The organism is Stenotrophomonas sp. 2YAF22 (assembly GCF_052114665.1).
Lineage (GTDB): Bacteria > Pseudomonadota > Gammaproteobacteria > Xanthomonadales > Xanthomonadaceae > Stenotrophomonas > Stenotrophomonas indicatrix.
The window spans coordinates 1-15,503 of the sequence record NZ_JBFRFE010000021.1 but is presented as its reverse complement, the minus strand read 5'-3'; the positions used below and the strand labels follow the sequence as shown (position 1 = coordinate 15,503).

The 15,503-nt window shown below is 67.3% G+C and carries 16 protein-coding genes; 5 read left to right on the top strand and 11 right to left on the bottom strand.

The genetic code is table 11. From position 1 onward, the window contains the following. Positions 1–57 precede the first annotated feature (57 nt). The 7 genes from AB4Y84_RS01920 to AB4Y84_RS01890 all read right to left on the bottom strand — a co-directional run bounded on the left by AB4Y84_RS01920 (position 58) and on the right by AB4Y84_RS01890 (position 6,169). Positions 58–561 (bottom strand): hypothetical protein, encoded by a 504-nt coding sequence (locus AB4Y84_RS01920; RefSeq protein WP_442249711.1) that lies wholly within the window; start codon positions 559–561, stop codon positions 58–60. A gap of 59 nt (positions 562–620) precedes the next feature. Continuing rightward, on the bottom strand, positions 621–1,181 hold the full coding sequence (locus AB4Y84_RS01915; RefSeq protein ID WP_100462656.1) for a DUF3916 domain-containing protein: 561 nt from the start codon (positions 1,179–1,181) through the stop codon (positions 621–623). Positions 1,182–1,385: 204 nt separating this feature from the next. Then, complete coding sequence (locus AB4Y84_RS01910) at positions 1,386–1,724, bottom strand: hypothetical protein (RefSeq protein ID WP_100553525.1); 339 nt, start codon at positions 1,722–1,724, stop codon at positions 1,386–1,388. A 78-nt stretch (positions 1,725–1,802) separates the two neighbouring features. Beyond that, entirely contained in the window at positions 1,803–2,744 is a 942-nt protein-coding gene (locus AB4Y84_RS01905) for a DegV family protein (protein ID WP_394198314.1), read from the bottom strand. A gap of 95 nt (positions 2,745–2,839) precedes the next feature. Beyond that, complete coding sequence (locus AB4Y84_RS01900; RefSeq protein WP_363731686.1) at positions 2,840–3,472, bottom strand: 2-hydroxychromene-2-carboxylate isomerase; 633 nt, start codon at positions 3,470–3,472, stop codon at positions 2,840–2,842. Positions 3,473–3,491: 19 nt separating this feature from the next. Then, the gene (locus AB4Y84_RS01895; RefSeq protein WP_165781024.1) at positions 3,492–4,742 is read right to left on the bottom strand and encodes an amidohydrolase family protein; all 1,251 of its coding nucleotides are present in this window, start codon (positions 4,740–4,742) and stop codon (positions 3,492–3,494) included. 17 nt (positions 4,743–4,759) lie between these two features. Continuing rightward, positions 4,760–6,169, bottom strand: a complete 1,410-nt coding sequence (locus AB4Y84_RS01890; protein WP_140225524.1) for an amidohydrolase — start codon at positions 6,167–6,169, stop codon at positions 4,760–4,762. A 153-nt stretch (positions 6,170–6,322) separates the two neighbouring features. Between AB4Y84_RS01890 and AB4Y84_RS01885 the strand changes: the two genes are divergently transcribed. Both AB4Y84_RS01885 and AB4Y84_RS01880 read left to right on the top strand, forming a co-directional pair. Then, complete coding sequence (locus AB4Y84_RS01885; RefSeq protein WP_442249710.1) at positions 6,323–7,099, top strand: AMP nucleosidase; 777 nt, start codon at positions 6,323–6,325, stop codon at positions 7,097–7,099. A gap of 42 nt (positions 7,100–7,141) precedes the next feature. Further along, positions 7,142–7,681 (top strand): DUF924 family protein, encoded by a 540-nt coding sequence (locus AB4Y84_RS01880; protein WP_032975420.1) that lies wholly within the window; start codon positions 7,142–7,144, stop codon positions 7,679–7,681. A 92-nt stretch (positions 7,682–7,773) separates the two neighbouring features. On the opposite strand, the gene grxD is transcribed toward AB4Y84_RS01880, so the two are convergent. Further along, complete coding sequence (gene grxD, locus AB4Y84_RS01875) at positions 7,774–8,700, bottom strand: Grx4 family monothiol glutaredoxin (RefSeq protein ID WP_025874107.1); 927 nt, start codon at positions 8,698–8,700, stop codon at positions 7,774–7,776. 60 nt (positions 8,701–8,760) lie between these two features. Between grxD and AB4Y84_RS01870 the strand changes: the two genes are divergently transcribed. Continuing rightward, positions 8,761–9,540, top strand: coding sequence for a polysaccharide deacetylase family protein (locus AB4Y84_RS01870; RefSeq protein WP_442249709.1), 780 nt, complete (start codon positions 8,761–8,763; stop codon positions 9,538–9,540). A gap of 336 nt (positions 9,541–9,876) precedes the next feature. Here the strand turns inward: AB4Y84_RS01870 and AB4Y84_RS01865 are convergent, their stop codons facing one another. The 3 genes from AB4Y84_RS01865 to AB4Y84_RS01855 are packed head-to-tail and all read right to left on the bottom strand — an operon-like array spanning position 9,877 to position 12,508. After that, on the bottom strand, positions 9,877–10,608 hold the full coding sequence (locus tag AB4Y84_RS01865; protein WP_442249708.1) for a class I SAM-dependent methyltransferase: 732 nt from the start codon (positions 10,606–10,608) through the stop codon (positions 9,877–9,879). A gap of 4 nt (positions 10,609–10,612) precedes the next feature. Continuing rightward, the gene (locus AB4Y84_RS01860) at positions 10,613–11,230 is read right to left on the bottom strand and encodes an SGNH/GDSL hydrolase family protein (RefSeq protein WP_442244380.1); all 618 of its coding nucleotides are present in this window, start codon (positions 11,228–11,230) and stop codon (positions 10,613–10,615) included. A 3-nt stretch (positions 11,231–11,233) separates the two neighbouring features. Next, positions 11,234–12,508 (bottom strand): pyridoxal phosphate-dependent aminotransferase, encoded by a 1,275-nt coding sequence (locus tag AB4Y84_RS01855; protein WP_132824242.1) that lies wholly within the window; start codon positions 12,506–12,508, stop codon positions 11,234–11,236. A 112-nt stretch (positions 12,509–12,620) separates the two neighbouring features. Here AB4Y84_RS01855 and rsgA point away from each other — a divergent pair, with 112 nt between their 5' ends. Beyond that, the gene (rsgA, locus tag AB4Y84_RS01850) at positions 12,621–13,730 is read left to right on the top strand and encodes a ribosome small subunit-dependent GTPase A (RefSeq protein ID WP_205406199.1); all 1,110 of its coding nucleotides are present in this window, start codon (positions 12,621–12,623) and stop codon (positions 13,728–13,730) included. 156 nt (positions 13,731–13,886) lie between these two features. Further along, on the top strand, positions 13,887–15,140 hold the full coding sequence (locus AB4Y84_RS01845) for a flavohemoglobin expression-modulating QEGLA motif protein (protein WP_442249707.1): 1,254 nt from the start codon (positions 13,887–13,889) through the stop codon (positions 15,138–15,140). Positions 15,141–15,503: the final 363 nt, after the last annotated feature.

The window sequence follows — 15,503 nt, the reverse complement described above, 5'->3', positions numbered from 1 at the left end:
GGCCGGCAGCTGCGGGATGCATGGGTTGCCGGCCAGCGGCCGGCACTACCCTGGTCGTCAGTCCGACGGTTTCTCGCGTTTGCGGAACAGCAGATAAGGCCAGATACCGATCAACACCGCTGCGATGACCGTGCCGTAGACCAGCGCGAACACTGACTTGCCCGGCTCGGTCCAGACCATGCCCAGCAGAAGCAGGCCGAACACGATGGTCGGCCCGCCCAGCAGGATCATGGCGAAGGTCTTTATCCGTCCACTGGTGGGCGCATTGGCGAGCTTGCCGACCATGTCGGTACCACCGAAATGCACCTGCAGTGCATCGTTGGTGGAACGGGCGGGTTGCGGTTTTGCGGGTTCCGGCGGCGCTACCGGCTGCTGCAGATCCATTTCCTCGGGCGCCGACGGCAGCAGGTCCGACAGGTTGGTCTGCTCGATGAGGGCTTTCAGCTTGGGGTCCATGTGCAGTCCGTGCAGTCGCCGTTGGCGGCGGCACGATAGCAGCAGATCCGGGTGCTCGGTAGTGCCAGCCACGAGGAACTGGTAGATGCCAACCTTGGTTGGCATCCTTTTTGGAAAGCGCCAACCAGGGTTGGCGTCTACCAGGGCAGATCCAGTCGCTACCATCAACGTTGGTCGGTTACCTCGCCGAAGAACCAGTATTCCTGTTCCAGTCCGTCATCGTGATCGGTGCGAGGAATGCTGATCTGCACACCTCGCTCCCCAATGCCCTTGGGCAGGACGAGCCCCCATTCGGTGGCAAGGCTGCGCGAGTTGATCGCGGTGACCTGTCCATCCGCCGTCGCCGCGACATGGCCTTGGAAGTACTCTTCGTCCAGGTAAAGGCATATCTCGCTGGAGAACATCCCGGGCTGAGCGATACAGCAGGTTACCCGCACGTCTGCTTGTGAGGCTGGCCGTGACTGGATCAGGTTTGCGCAGGCGCTGATGAGCGATTGGGCGCAAGCACGCTGGATCCTCAGCGTGGTGGCAGGGCCTTCGATCAGACCTGCGCGGGTGGGAACCTTGTAGTTCCAGTAACGAGCCCGGCCCTCCAGCTCCTCTGAGGGAAAGGCACCTTTGAAGCAGTCAGCCCAATGTCGCAGGTAGCGAAGTCGGCGTGGAGCATCGCGAAGCTTCTTCTCGCCGCGCGTGCCAGGGCGGGTGATGTCATCTTTGTTTCTCATCCGACCAGTGTGCCAGCCATATGAGCGGTGCGCTGCAGAGTGCCAACCAAGGTTGGCGTCTACCAGAACATGCGCCATCGGCGGCGGGCTATTCGCGACAAATTGGCGAGATGGAGCTGCCTGGCGACTCGGTAGCTGCCAACCTTGGTTGGCAGCACTCTTCCAGAAGCGCCAACCAAGGTTGGCATCTACCAGAGCCGGATCTCAACGCACGTCGCGCAGTTCCCAGTGGTGCCCGGCCAGCAGGCGCAGGCGCTGCTTGAACACGTCACTGTCGATGCGGGTGGTGGCCACCAGGTTGATGCGCAGATCCTTCTGCTCACCGGTCACGGTGGCCTCCGGATCGGTCACGCCCCACTGCGGTTCCACCGCATCCGGGTCCGGCTGCTTGTCGCGCCAGCGCTCGAACAGGCTGCCATTGCGCAGCGCGTTCTGCAGTTCTTCGGCGAAGCCGGCCGCGCCCTGCGAATGGAAAGACAGGTCCGGGTCGTTGCCGCGGGCCTTGGACGGTTCGGGCAGGCTGATGTGGTACTGCGCAGGCATGTTGATCTCCTTGAGGTGCAGCTAGGCTGGCATAAGCGCGGTGGAATCGATGTGCAGATTCCACTGCGTGGTTGGCCTTCATTCAAACCGATGCGGCCCATCGGCGAAGCCCACGGTGACCGCACCCTTGCCGACGTTGACCATGCCGGTCAGGCTCATCACCGATTCGTACACGGTCACGCCACGGCCGGCGCAGACCTCCTTCATCTGCGCGTAGCCGGGCAGGGCGCGCAGTTCGTCCAGTTCGCCGCCGTAGCTGACGCACACGGTGGGCGTCATCAGTCCGGCGCGTACGCGCTGGCCGACCACGCCGAACAGCTTCAGCACGGCATTGTCGAAACCCTTGATCTTCGCCACTGGCCCGGTCTCGCCGCGATAGCCATGCAGCACCGGCTTGATGTCCAGCGCACTGCCCAGCGCCGCGCTGAGCAGGCCGACGCTGCGGTCGCCCTTGTGCCGGGCGCGGGCACGCATGTAGTACAGGTCGCGGGTGACCATGTAGCCGTGCACGTTGCCGGCCAGTTCTTCCAGGCGCTCGCGGATCTGCTGCACGCTGGCGTCGCTGGCACGCAGGCGCACCGCCTCCACCGCCGTCACCGCCTGTGCGGCGAACAGGTTCTGGGTGTCCAGAACGCGCAGCGCGAACGGCGAGTTGTAGCCTGCCGCCTGCCGCACCGGCTTGTAGTCGTTGAGGATGGCGAAGCTGGCCTGCAGTGCGTTGTCGTGGATCGGGCTGCGGGTCTTGGTGATGGTCATGCAGAACACGTGGTCGTAGTCGATCACCAGCCGCTGCAGGAACAGGTCGCGGATCTGGTTGACGCTGAAGGGGATGGTCTCCGCTTCGGCGCCGTGTTCGGCTACGTGCGCGTGCAGGAAGCTCAGCGTTGCCTGCTCGTCGCGGTGGTCGGCGAGCACGGCTTCGCCGATCCGCACGGTGATCGGCAACAGCACGATGTTGTGCTCGGCAATGAAGTCCTGCGGCAGGTCGCAGGCCGAGTCGACGACGATTCCGATGCGCATCCGCGGCTCCCCCTCCAGGGCGGTTGTAGGTTCGGAAATGTGAAAACTATCTCAAAACGGGATCGGGCGCGCGAGGGAAATGCGCCACTGCCTGTTCAGCGACTGCGCTGCACCGCCATCGGCAGGGCCACCGCCTGCTGCCAGTCGGGGCGATCCAGCAGGCCCGGGTCGTCCAGCACCGCCGCCATCAGCGGGTGGGTATCGTTGCCCCAGAACAGTTCGCCGTCGATGGCCAGGGTCGGCACGCCGAATACGCCGGCCTCGATCGCCGCATCGGTGTTGCGACGCAGCTGTTCCTTGATTGCCGGCTCGCCAATGGCCGCCTCCACATCGCTGATACCCAGCCGGGTGGCGGGTTCGCGCAGGGCCGGGGCGCTGTCGGCCGCGCGGCCGTCGCGCCAGATCCAGTCAAACAGCACATCCACCGCCTCGGTGCTGGCGCCTGCGGCCAGGCACAGGCGCAGCGCCGCCAGCGGGTTGAACGGATGCCCCGGCGGGAAGCGCAGAGGGGTGCCCTCGGCCTGCGCGGTCCACAGCAGCTGGCGGTACATGAAACGGCGCTTGGCCGGGATCTCCGCCGGGCCGAGGTTGCCCAGATGGTGCAGGACCGCACCGAAGGCGATCGGTACCGGTTGGATGTGCTCGAACTGCGGAAGCCGCTTCACTTTCTGCCAGTGCAGGTAGGAATAGGGCGAGACGAAGTCGAAATACCAGCGCAGGGTGGGCATCGGGGGCTCCTTGTAGCGGTCAGGGCTGCGCGTTGCGCTGCAGGTAGCGGTCGCGCAGTTCGGTCTGGCGCGAGCGCATCGGCATCGCGCGGCCGCCCAGCCAGACCTGTTCGGCATAGTGCGCCACATCCAGCGGATCACCTTCCCACAGCACCAGGTCGGCACGCTTGCCCGGCTCGATGCTGCCGATCTGGTCGGCCACGCCCAGCACCTCGGCCGGTACCCGGGTCAGCCCGGCCAGGCCGTCGGCCCAGGGCAGGCCATTGGCTACAGCATTGCCGGCCAGCTGGCGCATCTTGCGCGCGTTGTGCGAGGCGTCGTCGCGCTGGGCAAAGGCCACCGGCACGCCGGCGCGCTGCAACCGCGCGGCGTTTTCCAGGGTGGCGCCGATCTGGTCGAAGGTGGCCGGCAGGTTGCCCAGCGCGTCGACGAACACCGGCACCTTGGCCGCTGCCAGTTCCGGTGCCAGCTGCCAGGCCTCGGCACCGCCGGCGATGGCGATCTTCACCTTCTCGCGGGCCGCCCAGCGCAGCAGCTGGCGGATGTCGGCCGCGCGGTCCACTTCCACCACGATGCGGCCCTGGCCGGACAGATAGCGGGCCAGCGTGCGGCGACCGGCCGGGGTCAGCAGCGCATGCGGCGAGTCGGCGGCGACCTGGCCGCGCGCTTCATCGACCATCTGCTGCAGCAGCATCCATTGTGCCGCGCGCGATTGTCCGGTCAGTTCAGACGCCGCCGCGCCCAGGCGCAGGAACAGGGCGCGCGGGCCGATCGGGTCGGCACTGCCATCGAAGCGCACCACGCCGCCCTGGCCGGCGACGAAGCCACCGCCGGTGGCCGCGCCCAGCGCGGTGAAGCCGATGCCATCCAGGCGTGCTACCGGAATCAGCACCGACGCAGGGTTGTAGGCCAGGGTCACGTCGAATTCCGGACGCAGCGGCTGCTCACCGATCTTCAGCGCGCTGTCGACCGTGCTCGATTCGCCGGACACTTCCTCGATGCCGATCTCGGTGATACCGCCGAACAGGGCCGGGGTCAGCGTGCGGCCCTTGGCCTCGACCACCGGCACGCCAGCCGGTGCGGACAGGCCGCGACCCACCGCGCGGATGATGCCGCCCTGCACCAGCACGTCGGCATCTTCCACGTTGCCGCGTGCGCTGGCGGTAGCGACGGTCGCACCGCGCACCAGCAGGTCCTGCGCCTGCGCAGGCGGCGCAATGCAGGCCAGCGCCATGACGGCAGCGCCGAGCGTTGCGGCAGACTTCGCCATTGCCTTGAACATGCCCATCAGCGCAGCTCCTGCCCAAGTTGGAAATCCGACCGCGGCGTCGCCGGTGGCGTGCTGCGGTCGTACACACGGCGGCCATCGACGAACACCTGTTCGGCCAGTGCATACGAACTGAAGGGGTTGCCGTTCCAGATCACCACGTCGGCCATCTTTCCGGCCTCCAGCGTGCCGGTCTGTGCTTCGATGCCCAGCGCCTTGGCGGCGTTGGCGGTCATCCAGGTGATCGCGCGTTCCGGCGCGATCTCCGGCATGTGCGCGCGGCGCGCGGCGGCCATCACCTTGGCGGCCTCCTGGTTCAGGCGCTGGATGCCTTCGGGCGAGTCGGAGTGGACGATGGCGCAGCTGTTCTTCGGCCGGTCGACCAGCGCGATGTTCTCGGCGATGCCGTCGAAGGCCTCCATCTTGAAGCCCCACCAGTCGGCCCACAGTGCACCGCACACACCTTCGGCCGCCAGACGGTCGGCCAGTTTGTAGGCCTCCACGCCATGGTGGAAGGCGGCCACCTTGAAGCCGAATTCCTTGGACAGGTCGAGCATGGTGGCCATTTCATCGGCGCGGTAGCAGTGGATGTGCACGCGGATATCGCCCTGGATCGCACCGGCAAGGGTGTCCAGCTTGAGGTCGCGCTTGCCGCCGGCGTCACCGGCGCTGTCGCCCTTGTCGCTGCCGAACCAGCCCTTGCGCTTGGCCGGCTTCGGCGTGTTCTTGGCGATGTAGTCGGCCGCGTCGATGAAGGCTGCGCGGTAACCGGCCACGTTGCCCATCCGCGTTGCAGGTGCCACGCCCTTGCCGCCACCGTAGACGCGCTTGGGGTTTTCGCCGCAGGCCATTTTCAGGCCCCACGGCGCGCCGGGGAACTTCATCGCCTGGTAGGTGGTGGCAGGCACGTTCTTCAGCGTTACGCCGCGGCCACCGACCAGGTTGGCCGAGCCGGGCAGCACCTGCATGCTGGTCACTCCGCCGGCCAGCGCCGCCTGGAAACCGGGGTCCTGCGGCCATACCGAATGCTCGGCCCAGACGTTGGCGGTGACCGGCGCGGTCATCTCGTTGCCGTCGCTGTGCGCGCCGACACCGGGGCTGGGATAGACGCCCAGGTGCGAATGCACGTCGATCAGGCCGGGCGTCACCCACTTGCCGTCGGCGTTGATGCGGGTGACGCTGGCATCGACCTGCAGCGCATCGCCGACGGCGACGATGCGGCCATCGCGCAGCAGCACATCGGCGTTGTCGAGGCGCTGGCCGGTGCCGGTCAGCACCGTGGCGTTCTGGATCAGCAACGGCCCATCGGGGTGCGCCTGGTAGGTGCTCGGGTAGGGATCGGCCACGAAGCGCGAAGCGCCCACGGCCGGCGCCGTGCTCAGCGATACCAGCGCCAGACCCAACCCGGCGCGCAACAACGTCGATGTCATGCAGATCCCCTTGGCAGCGTGTTCAACCCACCGACGCTAGCCGGGGAGCGGCGTGCTTGCCAAGTGTCCTTTTTCACGGGTCGCCATCGGCCATCTCGACGGCAACGACCGCCTCCCGGAAAATGGTGCTCCCCACGCCGCACCGGACCGCCCATGAAGAGCAAGCAGGACATCGTCGACAACTGGCTTCCGCGCTATACCGGCGTACCTCTGGACCAGTTCGGCCAGCACATCCTGCTGACCAACTTCGGGGGCTACCTGCATACGTTCTCCGCGCTGACCGGGGCGCCGGTGATCGGCCTGGACCGGCCGATGGCCAGCGCCACCATCGACGGCATCACCATGATCAACTTCGGCATGGGCAGCCCCAATGCCGCGATCATCATGGATCTGCTGTCGGCGGTGATGCCCAAGGCGGTGCTGTTCCTGGGCAAGTGCGGCGGGCTGAAGCGCAAGAACGAGCTGGGCGACCTGGTGCTGCCGATCGCGGCCATCCGCGGCGAGGGAACCTCGGGCGACTACCTGCCGCCGGAAGTGCCGGCCTTGCCGGCATTTGCCCTGCAGCGTGCGGTCTCGACCATGATCCGCGACCTTGGCCATGACTACTGGACCGGCACCGTCTACACCACCAACCGCCGGGTCTGGGAGCACGACGAGGCCTTCAAGGAGCGGCTGCGGGCGATGCGCTGCATGGCCATCGACATGGAAACCGCTACGATCTTCGCTGCCGGCTTTGCCAACCATATTCCCAGCGGCGCCCTGCTGCTGGTTTCAGACCAGCCGATGATCCCGGACGGGGTGAAAACCGAGGCATCCGACGCCAAGGTCAGCTCGCAGTTCGTGGAAAACCATATCCAGATCGGCATCGAGGCGCTTAAGCTTATCCGGCGCAACGGCAAGTCGGTCCGCCACCTGYGCTTCGACGAATGATGATGATGGCCTGGCGCGGCGCGCCGGCCCTGGGAGTAGGTGATGGACGTTGCCGCGCAAGTGGTGGAATTCTGGAAGGACGCGGGCCCTGAAAAGTGGTTTGCCCGCGATGATGCGTTCGACGCGCGGTTCCGTACGCTGTTCGCGGACGAACACCACGCTGCCGCATCGCGCGCGCGCGAGCACTGGCTGGGCAGCGCCGAGGGCGCGCTGGCGCTGATGCTGCTGCTGGACCAGTTCCCGCGCAACTGCTTCCGCGGCACGGCCCATTCCTATGCCACCGATGGCCTGGCACGGCACTACGCCACGCGCGCGATCGAGGAGGGGCTGGACCTGCAGCTGGTACCCAAGCTGCGCGCCTTCATCTACCTGCCGTTCGAGCACTCCGAAGATCCGCTGGACCAGGACCGCTCGGTCGCGATGTTCGACGTGCTGGGTGACAAGGAATACCTGCAGTACGCCGAACTGCACCGCGACATCATCCGCCGCTTCGGCCGGTTCCCGCACCGCAATGCGGTGCTTGGCCGCATTCCGTCGCCGGAAGAACTGGATTACCTGGCCGAAGGCGGTTTTGCCGGATAACCCGGAAGGAGTAGATCCACGCCATGCGTGGATGGATTCAACGGAAAACGCCGGCTTTCGCCGGCGTTTTTGTGGGTTTCAACTGCAGCCGATCAGTACTTCGGCACGCCGTTGTCCACTTCGTCCGACCAGGCATCGATGCCGCCGGTGACGTTGAACACCTTGCTGAAGCCCAGCGCACGGAACTGCTCTGCTGCCTGCGCGCTGCGGCCACCGTGGTGGCACAGGAAGGCCAGGGCGGTGTCCTTGGGCAGGGCTTCCAGCTCGGCGCGGCCGTTGCCATCGAAGCTCTTGAACGGTACGCCGACAGCAGCGATGGCGCGTTCTTCGGCCGGGCGCACGTCCACCAGCATCACGTTGCCGGCACGCACCAGGTCGTCGGCATCACGCACGCTGATTTCCTGCACCGGCTTGGGCGCGTTCGGGTTGTCGATCGCCAGGCCCTTGCCACGGATGTCGTCGACCCAGTCGATGGTGATGCCATCGGCGCGGCGGGCGCTGGCCAGGTCGAACTGCACGCGCAGGCCGTTGGACTCGGCGGCGATCGCGCCTTCATCGTACGGGGCCAGCTGGAAGTTCGGCTGGAAGCGGGCATCGATGCCCAACTGCAGCGACGCACCCGGCGAATCGGCCAGCGCGCCCTTCAGCATTTCCACCGCGGCGGGGGTGACGGTGATGCGCGGCGGGGTGCGGTCCGGTGCAGCCAGGCCCAGCACGCTGCTCAGCTCACCGCTGGCGGCCATCTGCAGCACGATGTCGCTGCCGCCGACCAGTTCGCCGTCGATGTACAGCTGCGGGATGGTCGGCCAGTCGCCATAGGCCTTGATGCCTTCACGGATCTCCGCGTCAGCCAGCACGTTGACGTGGGCGAACTCCACGCCCAGGTCCTGCAGGGCACCCACGGCCTTGGCCGAGAAGCCGCACTGCGGCATCGACGGCTGGCCCTTCATGAACAGCACGACGCGGTTGTCGTTGAGGATGGTTTCGATGCGCGAACGCAGGGCGGGATCGAGGGACATGGCAGTCATGGGTCCGAAAAATTCGAATCATCAATTCTACCCCCCATGGCATCATGGGGCATGACCAACGCAGGAACATTGCATCGCATCCCGACCCGCCCCTGGCGCTGGGTACCCTGGCTGGTGCTGTCGCAGGCGRCTGTGATCCTGACCTGGGTGCTGGCCGGCTGGCATTGGGGTCTGGCGCTGATGGTGGCGAGCCACGCGTTGTTCATGGTGCCGGTGTTCCTGCCCAACAGCCGCTTCTACGCGCCCGTGCTGAGCCGGTTGCCCGATGCCGGCAACAGCGTCTGGCTGACCATCGACGACGGCCCCAGTGAGCAGACCCCAGCGGTGCTGGATCTGTTGGACCGACACCAGGCAAGGGCGACCTTTTTCCTGGTCGGCGAGCGCGCATTGGCGCATCCGGCCCTGGTGGAGGAGATCCTGCGTCGCGGACACGACCTCGGCAACCACAGCCACAGCCACCCGCAGGCGCGCTTCTGGCGGCTGGGCCCGGGCACGATGGCGGCGGAGATCGAAGGTTGCCAGCAGGCGCTGCAGACGGTCAGCGGGCGACCGGTACGCTGGTACCGCTCGGTGGTGGGCATGACCAACCCGTTCGTGGCACCGGTACTGCGCAAGCTGGGCCTGGTGCGCGTGGGCTGGAGCGCCCGCGGTTACGACGGCGTTGGCTGCACGCCGGACGGTGTGCTGGCGCGCCTGCTCCCGGACCTGCGCCCGGGCGCGATCGTGCTGTTGCATGAAGGTGCCGCCCACGGCCACAACCTGGCCATCATCGAACGGGTGCTGCAGTCGCTGGACGAGCGCGGCCTGAAGGCCGAACTGCCGGCCGGCTGACCGGTAGCGCCGGGCCACACCCGGCGAGCGCCAGACGCAGCAAGAGCGAAGCGACCCGCGTTTGCTCTTCGCTTTTTTCTTGTCTTCCGTGGTGGACGCACCCGTAAACCGTCCGTGGCCGGGCGGGTGGGCTGCACAGGGGCGTGAGCCGCATGGGCCCGAGGCATGCCTCGGGCGGGCTGGGCAGGACGCCCAACCCCGGTCTTGCTCATGTGCGCAGGACAGCGCGCATGAGCAAGCGGCGACCGAGCTTACATGGACGTACTTGCAGCGCCCCCTGTGCAGTCCACCCACCCGGCCATCTCACGATCACCCTGGCCGCCCACCACGAGGGGCTCAGCCGTTGGCCGCAGTTCCCGGACGCTCGGCAACCAGCAGCCAGCTGTTGAACGGCGTGCGCCCATGCAGGGGACGCAACGGAGCCACCTGCAGCCCAGCCTCGGCCAGCGTGGCCTGCAGCCGCTGCGGATCCGGGTAATGGCGCGGTCGCGTGCCCATCCAGCCGACCAGCCACGCCAGGYGATCAGCCACTCGAGTGGTGCGGTCGCGGCGGTCACCGGTCGCCAGCGGCGTGCGCAGCAGCAGGCGGCCACCGGGCGCGACCCGCGCGCTCACCGCGCGCAGCAGCTCCAGTTGCGGCGCTTCGTCCAGGTACTGCAGCACATCTAGCAGCAGCACATGCCCGCCATGCGCCGGTAAGGGTGCCTGCACATCCAGACAGTCGAACCGTACGTCGGCCAGGCCACTGCCGGCGCGCTGCGCACGGGCGATCTTGTCGCTGTCCACGTCCACCCCGAGGTACCCCTGCTGGCGGCCACGCTGGCGCAGCACATGCGCGAACAGGCCCAGCCCGCAGCCCAGGTCGAGCACCGGCTGGCCGTCATCGGGAAGGTGCTGCAGCACGCCGTCATACAGCGGGTCGCTGCCCAGCTTGCCGCGTGTGTAGTAGTAATCGCGGCGGCTGCCCCAGGCCTGCATCGGCCGGAAGGACTCGGCGATCAGGCGCGCCTGCCCGGCATCAAGCGGCGAGCAGGGCAGGGGCGTGCCGTTCCGTGGCGTGCCGTCCATCGTCTCAGTCCGTTCCGCCCAGCAGGTGAGCGGCCACCGGCAGCGCACGTGCGCTCCACAGTGCATACATCCGTGCGGACGGGTGCAGGCCATCCTCGGCAATCATTGCCGGGTCAGCGCCGGTATCGCGGCTGATATCGGTGATGTCGACGAAGGCCACGCCCTGCTGGGTGCTGATCACCTCGGCGGCAGCGTTGAACTCGTCGGTTTCCAGTTCGATCTGGCCCAGGTCGCGACCGCTGCCTGCACCGTACGGCGTGGTGCCCCAGTCCGGGAAGGACAGCACCAGGACCCGGTCCGCACGGCCGCCGGCAAAACCAATCGCGCGCTGCAGCAGGGCCTGGAACTGCACCTGGTATTCGTCCAGCGGACGCCCGCGATACTGGTTGTTGACGCCGATCAGCAGGCTGACGAAGTCGAACGGCCCTTGCGGCGCAACGTCGTCGATGCCGGCGTCGAGCTCGTCGGTGCTCCAGCCGGTGGTGGCGATGGTCTGCGGATCGCCCAGCGCGACGCCCTGCGCGCGCAGGGCGGCGGCGAGCTGATGCGGCCAGCGGCCGTCGACCGCGACCGCTTCACCGATGGTGTAGGAATCGCCCAGGGCCAGATACGTCAAGCCCATCGATCAAGCCACCGACCGGCGGGGCTTCAGCGGCACCACCTTGGTGGCATCTTCGGCACGGCGGGCGAGGGCGCGGTCGATACGGGCGAACACGTCGCGCATCACCGACGCCTCCGGCAGCAGGGTCACGCGGAAGTGGTGGCGGTAAGGCACGTTGAAGCTTGAGCCCGGCACCACCAGCACGCCGTCGTTGTTCATCAGGTCCAGCGCGAAATTATGATCGTCAAAGCCCTTGGCAGCGGCACCGACCACGGCCGGGAACGCGTACAGCGCGCCGGCGGGGGCAACCAGTGACAGGTGTTCGCTGGCCTCGCAGGCTTCAATCACTGCACGACGGGTTTCATACAGGCGGCCACCCGGTGCGCACAGCTCCGAAATGGTGTCCGGACCGTTCACTGCGGCGTCGATGGCGTACTGGCCCGGCACGTTGGCGCACAGGCGCAGCGCGCCCAGCAGGTCCAGCGCGGCGCGGAAGTCGCCCAGCCGTGCGTCGTCGCCGCTGAGGTGTGCCCAGCCCACCCGCCAGCCGCAGGCGCGGTGCACCTTGCTCAGGCCGCTGAAGGTCAGGCAGGGATGGTCACCGGCCAGCGGTGCGACCGGCTGGAACACCGCGTCGTCGTACAGGATCTGGTCGTAGATCTCATCGACCAGCAGCAGCAGGTTGTGGCGGCGCGCGATCTCGACCACCTGCTCCAGCAGCTCGCGCGGGTAGCTGGCGCCGCTGGGATTGTTCGGGTTGATCAGCACGATGGCGCGGGTGCGCGAGGACACCAGCGTCTCGATCTCGCTCGGGTCCGGCTGGAAGCCGTTCTCGGCGGCGCAGCGGTAGTAGACCGGGCGGCCGTCGTTGAGGATGGTCGAGGCCGACCACAGCGGATAGTCCGGCGAGGGCACCAGCACTTCGTCGCCCGGGTTGAGCAGCGCACGCAGCGACAGGTCGATCAGCTCGCTGACGCCGTTGCCGACGAACACGCGGTCCGGGTGGGCATCCGGTGCGCCACGGCGGGCGTACGCGGCGGCGATGGCTTCGCGGGCGACCGGCAGGCCCTGCTGATGGGTGTAGGGATCGGTGCGGCCCATGTCATCGGCGATCGCGCGCTGCAGGTGTTCCGGTGCACGGAAGCCGAAAGCGCCGGGATTGCCGATGTTGAGCTTGATCAGCTTGTGGCCCTGCGCTTCCAGCTCCCGGGCTCGCCGTGCCAGTTCTCCGCGGATTTCGTAGCGCACTTCGGAAAGGCGCTCGCGGATGACCAGGGGTTTGGGCGAGGGAGTGGACATGGGCGGTGGGCCGCAAAAGGCATGGGGCTTCCATGGTAGCGGAATTGCTGCAGCGCATGGCAAGGGCCGCAGGGCCCGCCAACATTGGGCTGGGCGGCACCACACAGGTAGAATGGCGGCGATGACCCAGACCCCCGATTTCACCGCTCTGCAGACCATTGGCTGGCCCTGGCCGGGCCCGCCGCAGCAGGCCGACTGGCAGGCTGTGATGGCCGCACACCCGCAGGCCCACCCGGCGCGGGTGATCGAGCAGCATCGCACCCACTATGTGGTGGCTGATGGCCCGGAGGCATCGATCAAGGCCGAATCGCTGCCGGAGTGGCAGCGCCCGCGCTTCCCCAGCCACGAACGGCCGGCGGTGGGCGACTGGGTGCTGCTGGATGGCATCCGCATCGTTGCCCTGTTGCCGCGACGTACCGCGATCAAGCGTGGCGCCGCCGGTGAGCATTACCACCAGCAGGTGATCGCGGCCAACATCGATACCGTCTTCATCGTCTGTGGCCTGGACGCGGACTTCAATCCGCGCCGTATTGAACGCTACCTGCTGCTGGTGGGCGGTGGCGGTGCCGAACCGGTGGTGGTGCTGACCAAGGCCGACCAGACCGAGTACAGCGAAGATGCGCTGGCGGTGCTGGAAGAACTGGAGATGCAGGGCATCGCCCTGCATGCGATCAATGGCCTGGATGCCGACAGTGTTGCAGTGCTGGAGCCGTGGCTGGGTCCCGGCCGGACGGTGGTGCTGGTGGGCTCGTCGGGTGCGGGCAAGTCGACGCTGACCAACACGCTGCTGGGCGAGCAGCGGATGAAGACCAATACGGTGCGCGCCAACGATTCGCGCGGCCGCCATACCACCACCCACCGCGCACTGATGCCACTGCCGATGGGCGCCTGCCTGATCGATACGCCGGGCATGCGCGAACTGAAGCCGACCGGCGAAGAGACGCTGGCCGAAGGTGGCTTCGCCGATATCGAAGCGCTGGCCGCGCAGTGCCGCTTCCGCGACTGCATGCACCAGCAGGAACCCGGCTGTGCCGTGCGTGCGGCGATCGATGCCGGCGAGATCGAAGAGAGCCGGCTGCAGAACTACTTCAAGTTGAAGGAAGAAGTGGCCGCCGCCGCCGCCAAGCTGGCCGTGCGCCAGGCCGAGACCGCTCAGGAACGCGGCGGCAGGAAGGGCAAGGGCCAGCAGTTCCGTCCGGCGGGCAAGCCGCGCCGGCGCTAAGGCTGGAGAATGGTGGCTGCCAACCTTGGTTGGCACTGTCACGGCAGGGGCAGCCCAGTAGATCCACGCCATGCGTGGATGCTTTCCGCGCATGCATATCTGTGCCAACCAAGGTTGGCACCTACCAACGCGCGGGCAGGGCGTTATAGTCCACCCATGGAACCGACCGCGACGCTGGACCGTGACGTGGCCCACCATGCAGCGCTCGATGCGCGCCTGGTCGAGGCCGTAGGAGGCATCCGCCTGCTGGGCCTGACCAGCTGGCCGGCGACACTGCAGGCACCCTTCCTGGACAGCGTGGCCCGTGGCCAGCCGACGCTGCCGGTGGTCGACTACCCGAAGCTGGATTTCAGCGACGAGCGTCGCGCGCTGGCCGCGCTCGCTGCCGAGTGTGACGAGAACCATCCGCTGGGCCATTACGTGCAGCAGTCCGCGCAGAGCTGGGATCTGGCAGCGCAGCTGCTGGAAGGCCTCGGTACCGCGGCCGTGGATGCCTGTTCGATGCAGTTGTTCGGGTCGCCCGAGCAGCCTTTGCCGGGCAACGGACCGAGCACGCGCGATGCGGCGCGCCACTTCATCCAGATTGCCGCCGAACTGGATCACGAACTGCTGGCACCGGAAGAGCAGGTGCCGGTATCGGCGATCGCGTTGCAGCTGCAGCTGCAGAATGACCTCGACGCGTTCTTCGAATCACGCATCATCCAGGTGCAGCTGGACCCGGAGCTGGTTTCCAAGGCGGCTGCCGGACCGACCCGCATCCGCCTGCGCACCAGCGCGCGTTTCAGCGCTTACGATCGCGCGCAGTTGTTCCATCATGAAGCGCTGGTGCATTCGTTGACGGCGTTGAACGGTCGCGCGCAGYCGGTGCTGCCGAGCCTGGCGCTGTCCTCGCCACGGGTGACGGCCACCCAGGAAGGACTGGCGACGTTTGCCGAGCAGATCACCGGCAGCATCGACATCGAGCGCCTGAAGCGCATCAGCCTGCGTACCGAGGCGATCGCGATGGCGCGCGAAGGTGCGGACTTCATCGAGGTGTTCCGCTACTTCTGCGATGCCGGGCAGAACCCGGAAGAGAGCTTCGCCTCGGCGCAGCGGGTATTCCGCGGTGTGCCGCCGAGTGGGGGCCTGGCCTTCACCAAGGACACGGTGTACCTGCGCGGTCTGGTGTCGGTGCATACCTTCTTCCGCCACATGCTGGCCGAGGATCGCCTGCAGGTCTGCCGCTGGTTGTTCGCCGGCAAGATGAGCCTGACCGATGCGATCGCGTTCGCCCCGCTGTTCGAATCGGGTGTGCTGAAGCCACCGCGCTGGCTACCGCACTGGATGAGCCGGGCCAACGGCCTGGCCGGCATGCTGGCGTTCTCGCTGTTCGCCAACCGCATCCGGATGGACCAGCTGGCGCCGGAATGAAATGCGTTGGCGGATCCTCCAGCGCCTGCCTGCTATCGGCTGGGAGGAGGCGGGGCACCCTGGCCAGGACACGCAAAAGCCCCTCCATGGTGCTCGATGGCGCCATCCATGGCGCCAACGGTCCTGGCCAGGGTGCCCCGCCTCCTCCAGACAGTGTCCTGCGAGCGCGGTAGCAGTCTCGCCGAAGGGATTGCGCTTGAAGAGCTTGAAAAGCAAAGCGCCGCGCAATGCCCGGCGCTTTGTTTCTGCTCTGCTTTCCATTGCCACCGCGCCGGCGCGGGAAACTGTCGGGCGAGGTGGGACGGGCCGAGGCAGGACCGTGAGGCGCATGGATGCGCCGACCGAGCCTACAGGGACGTACTT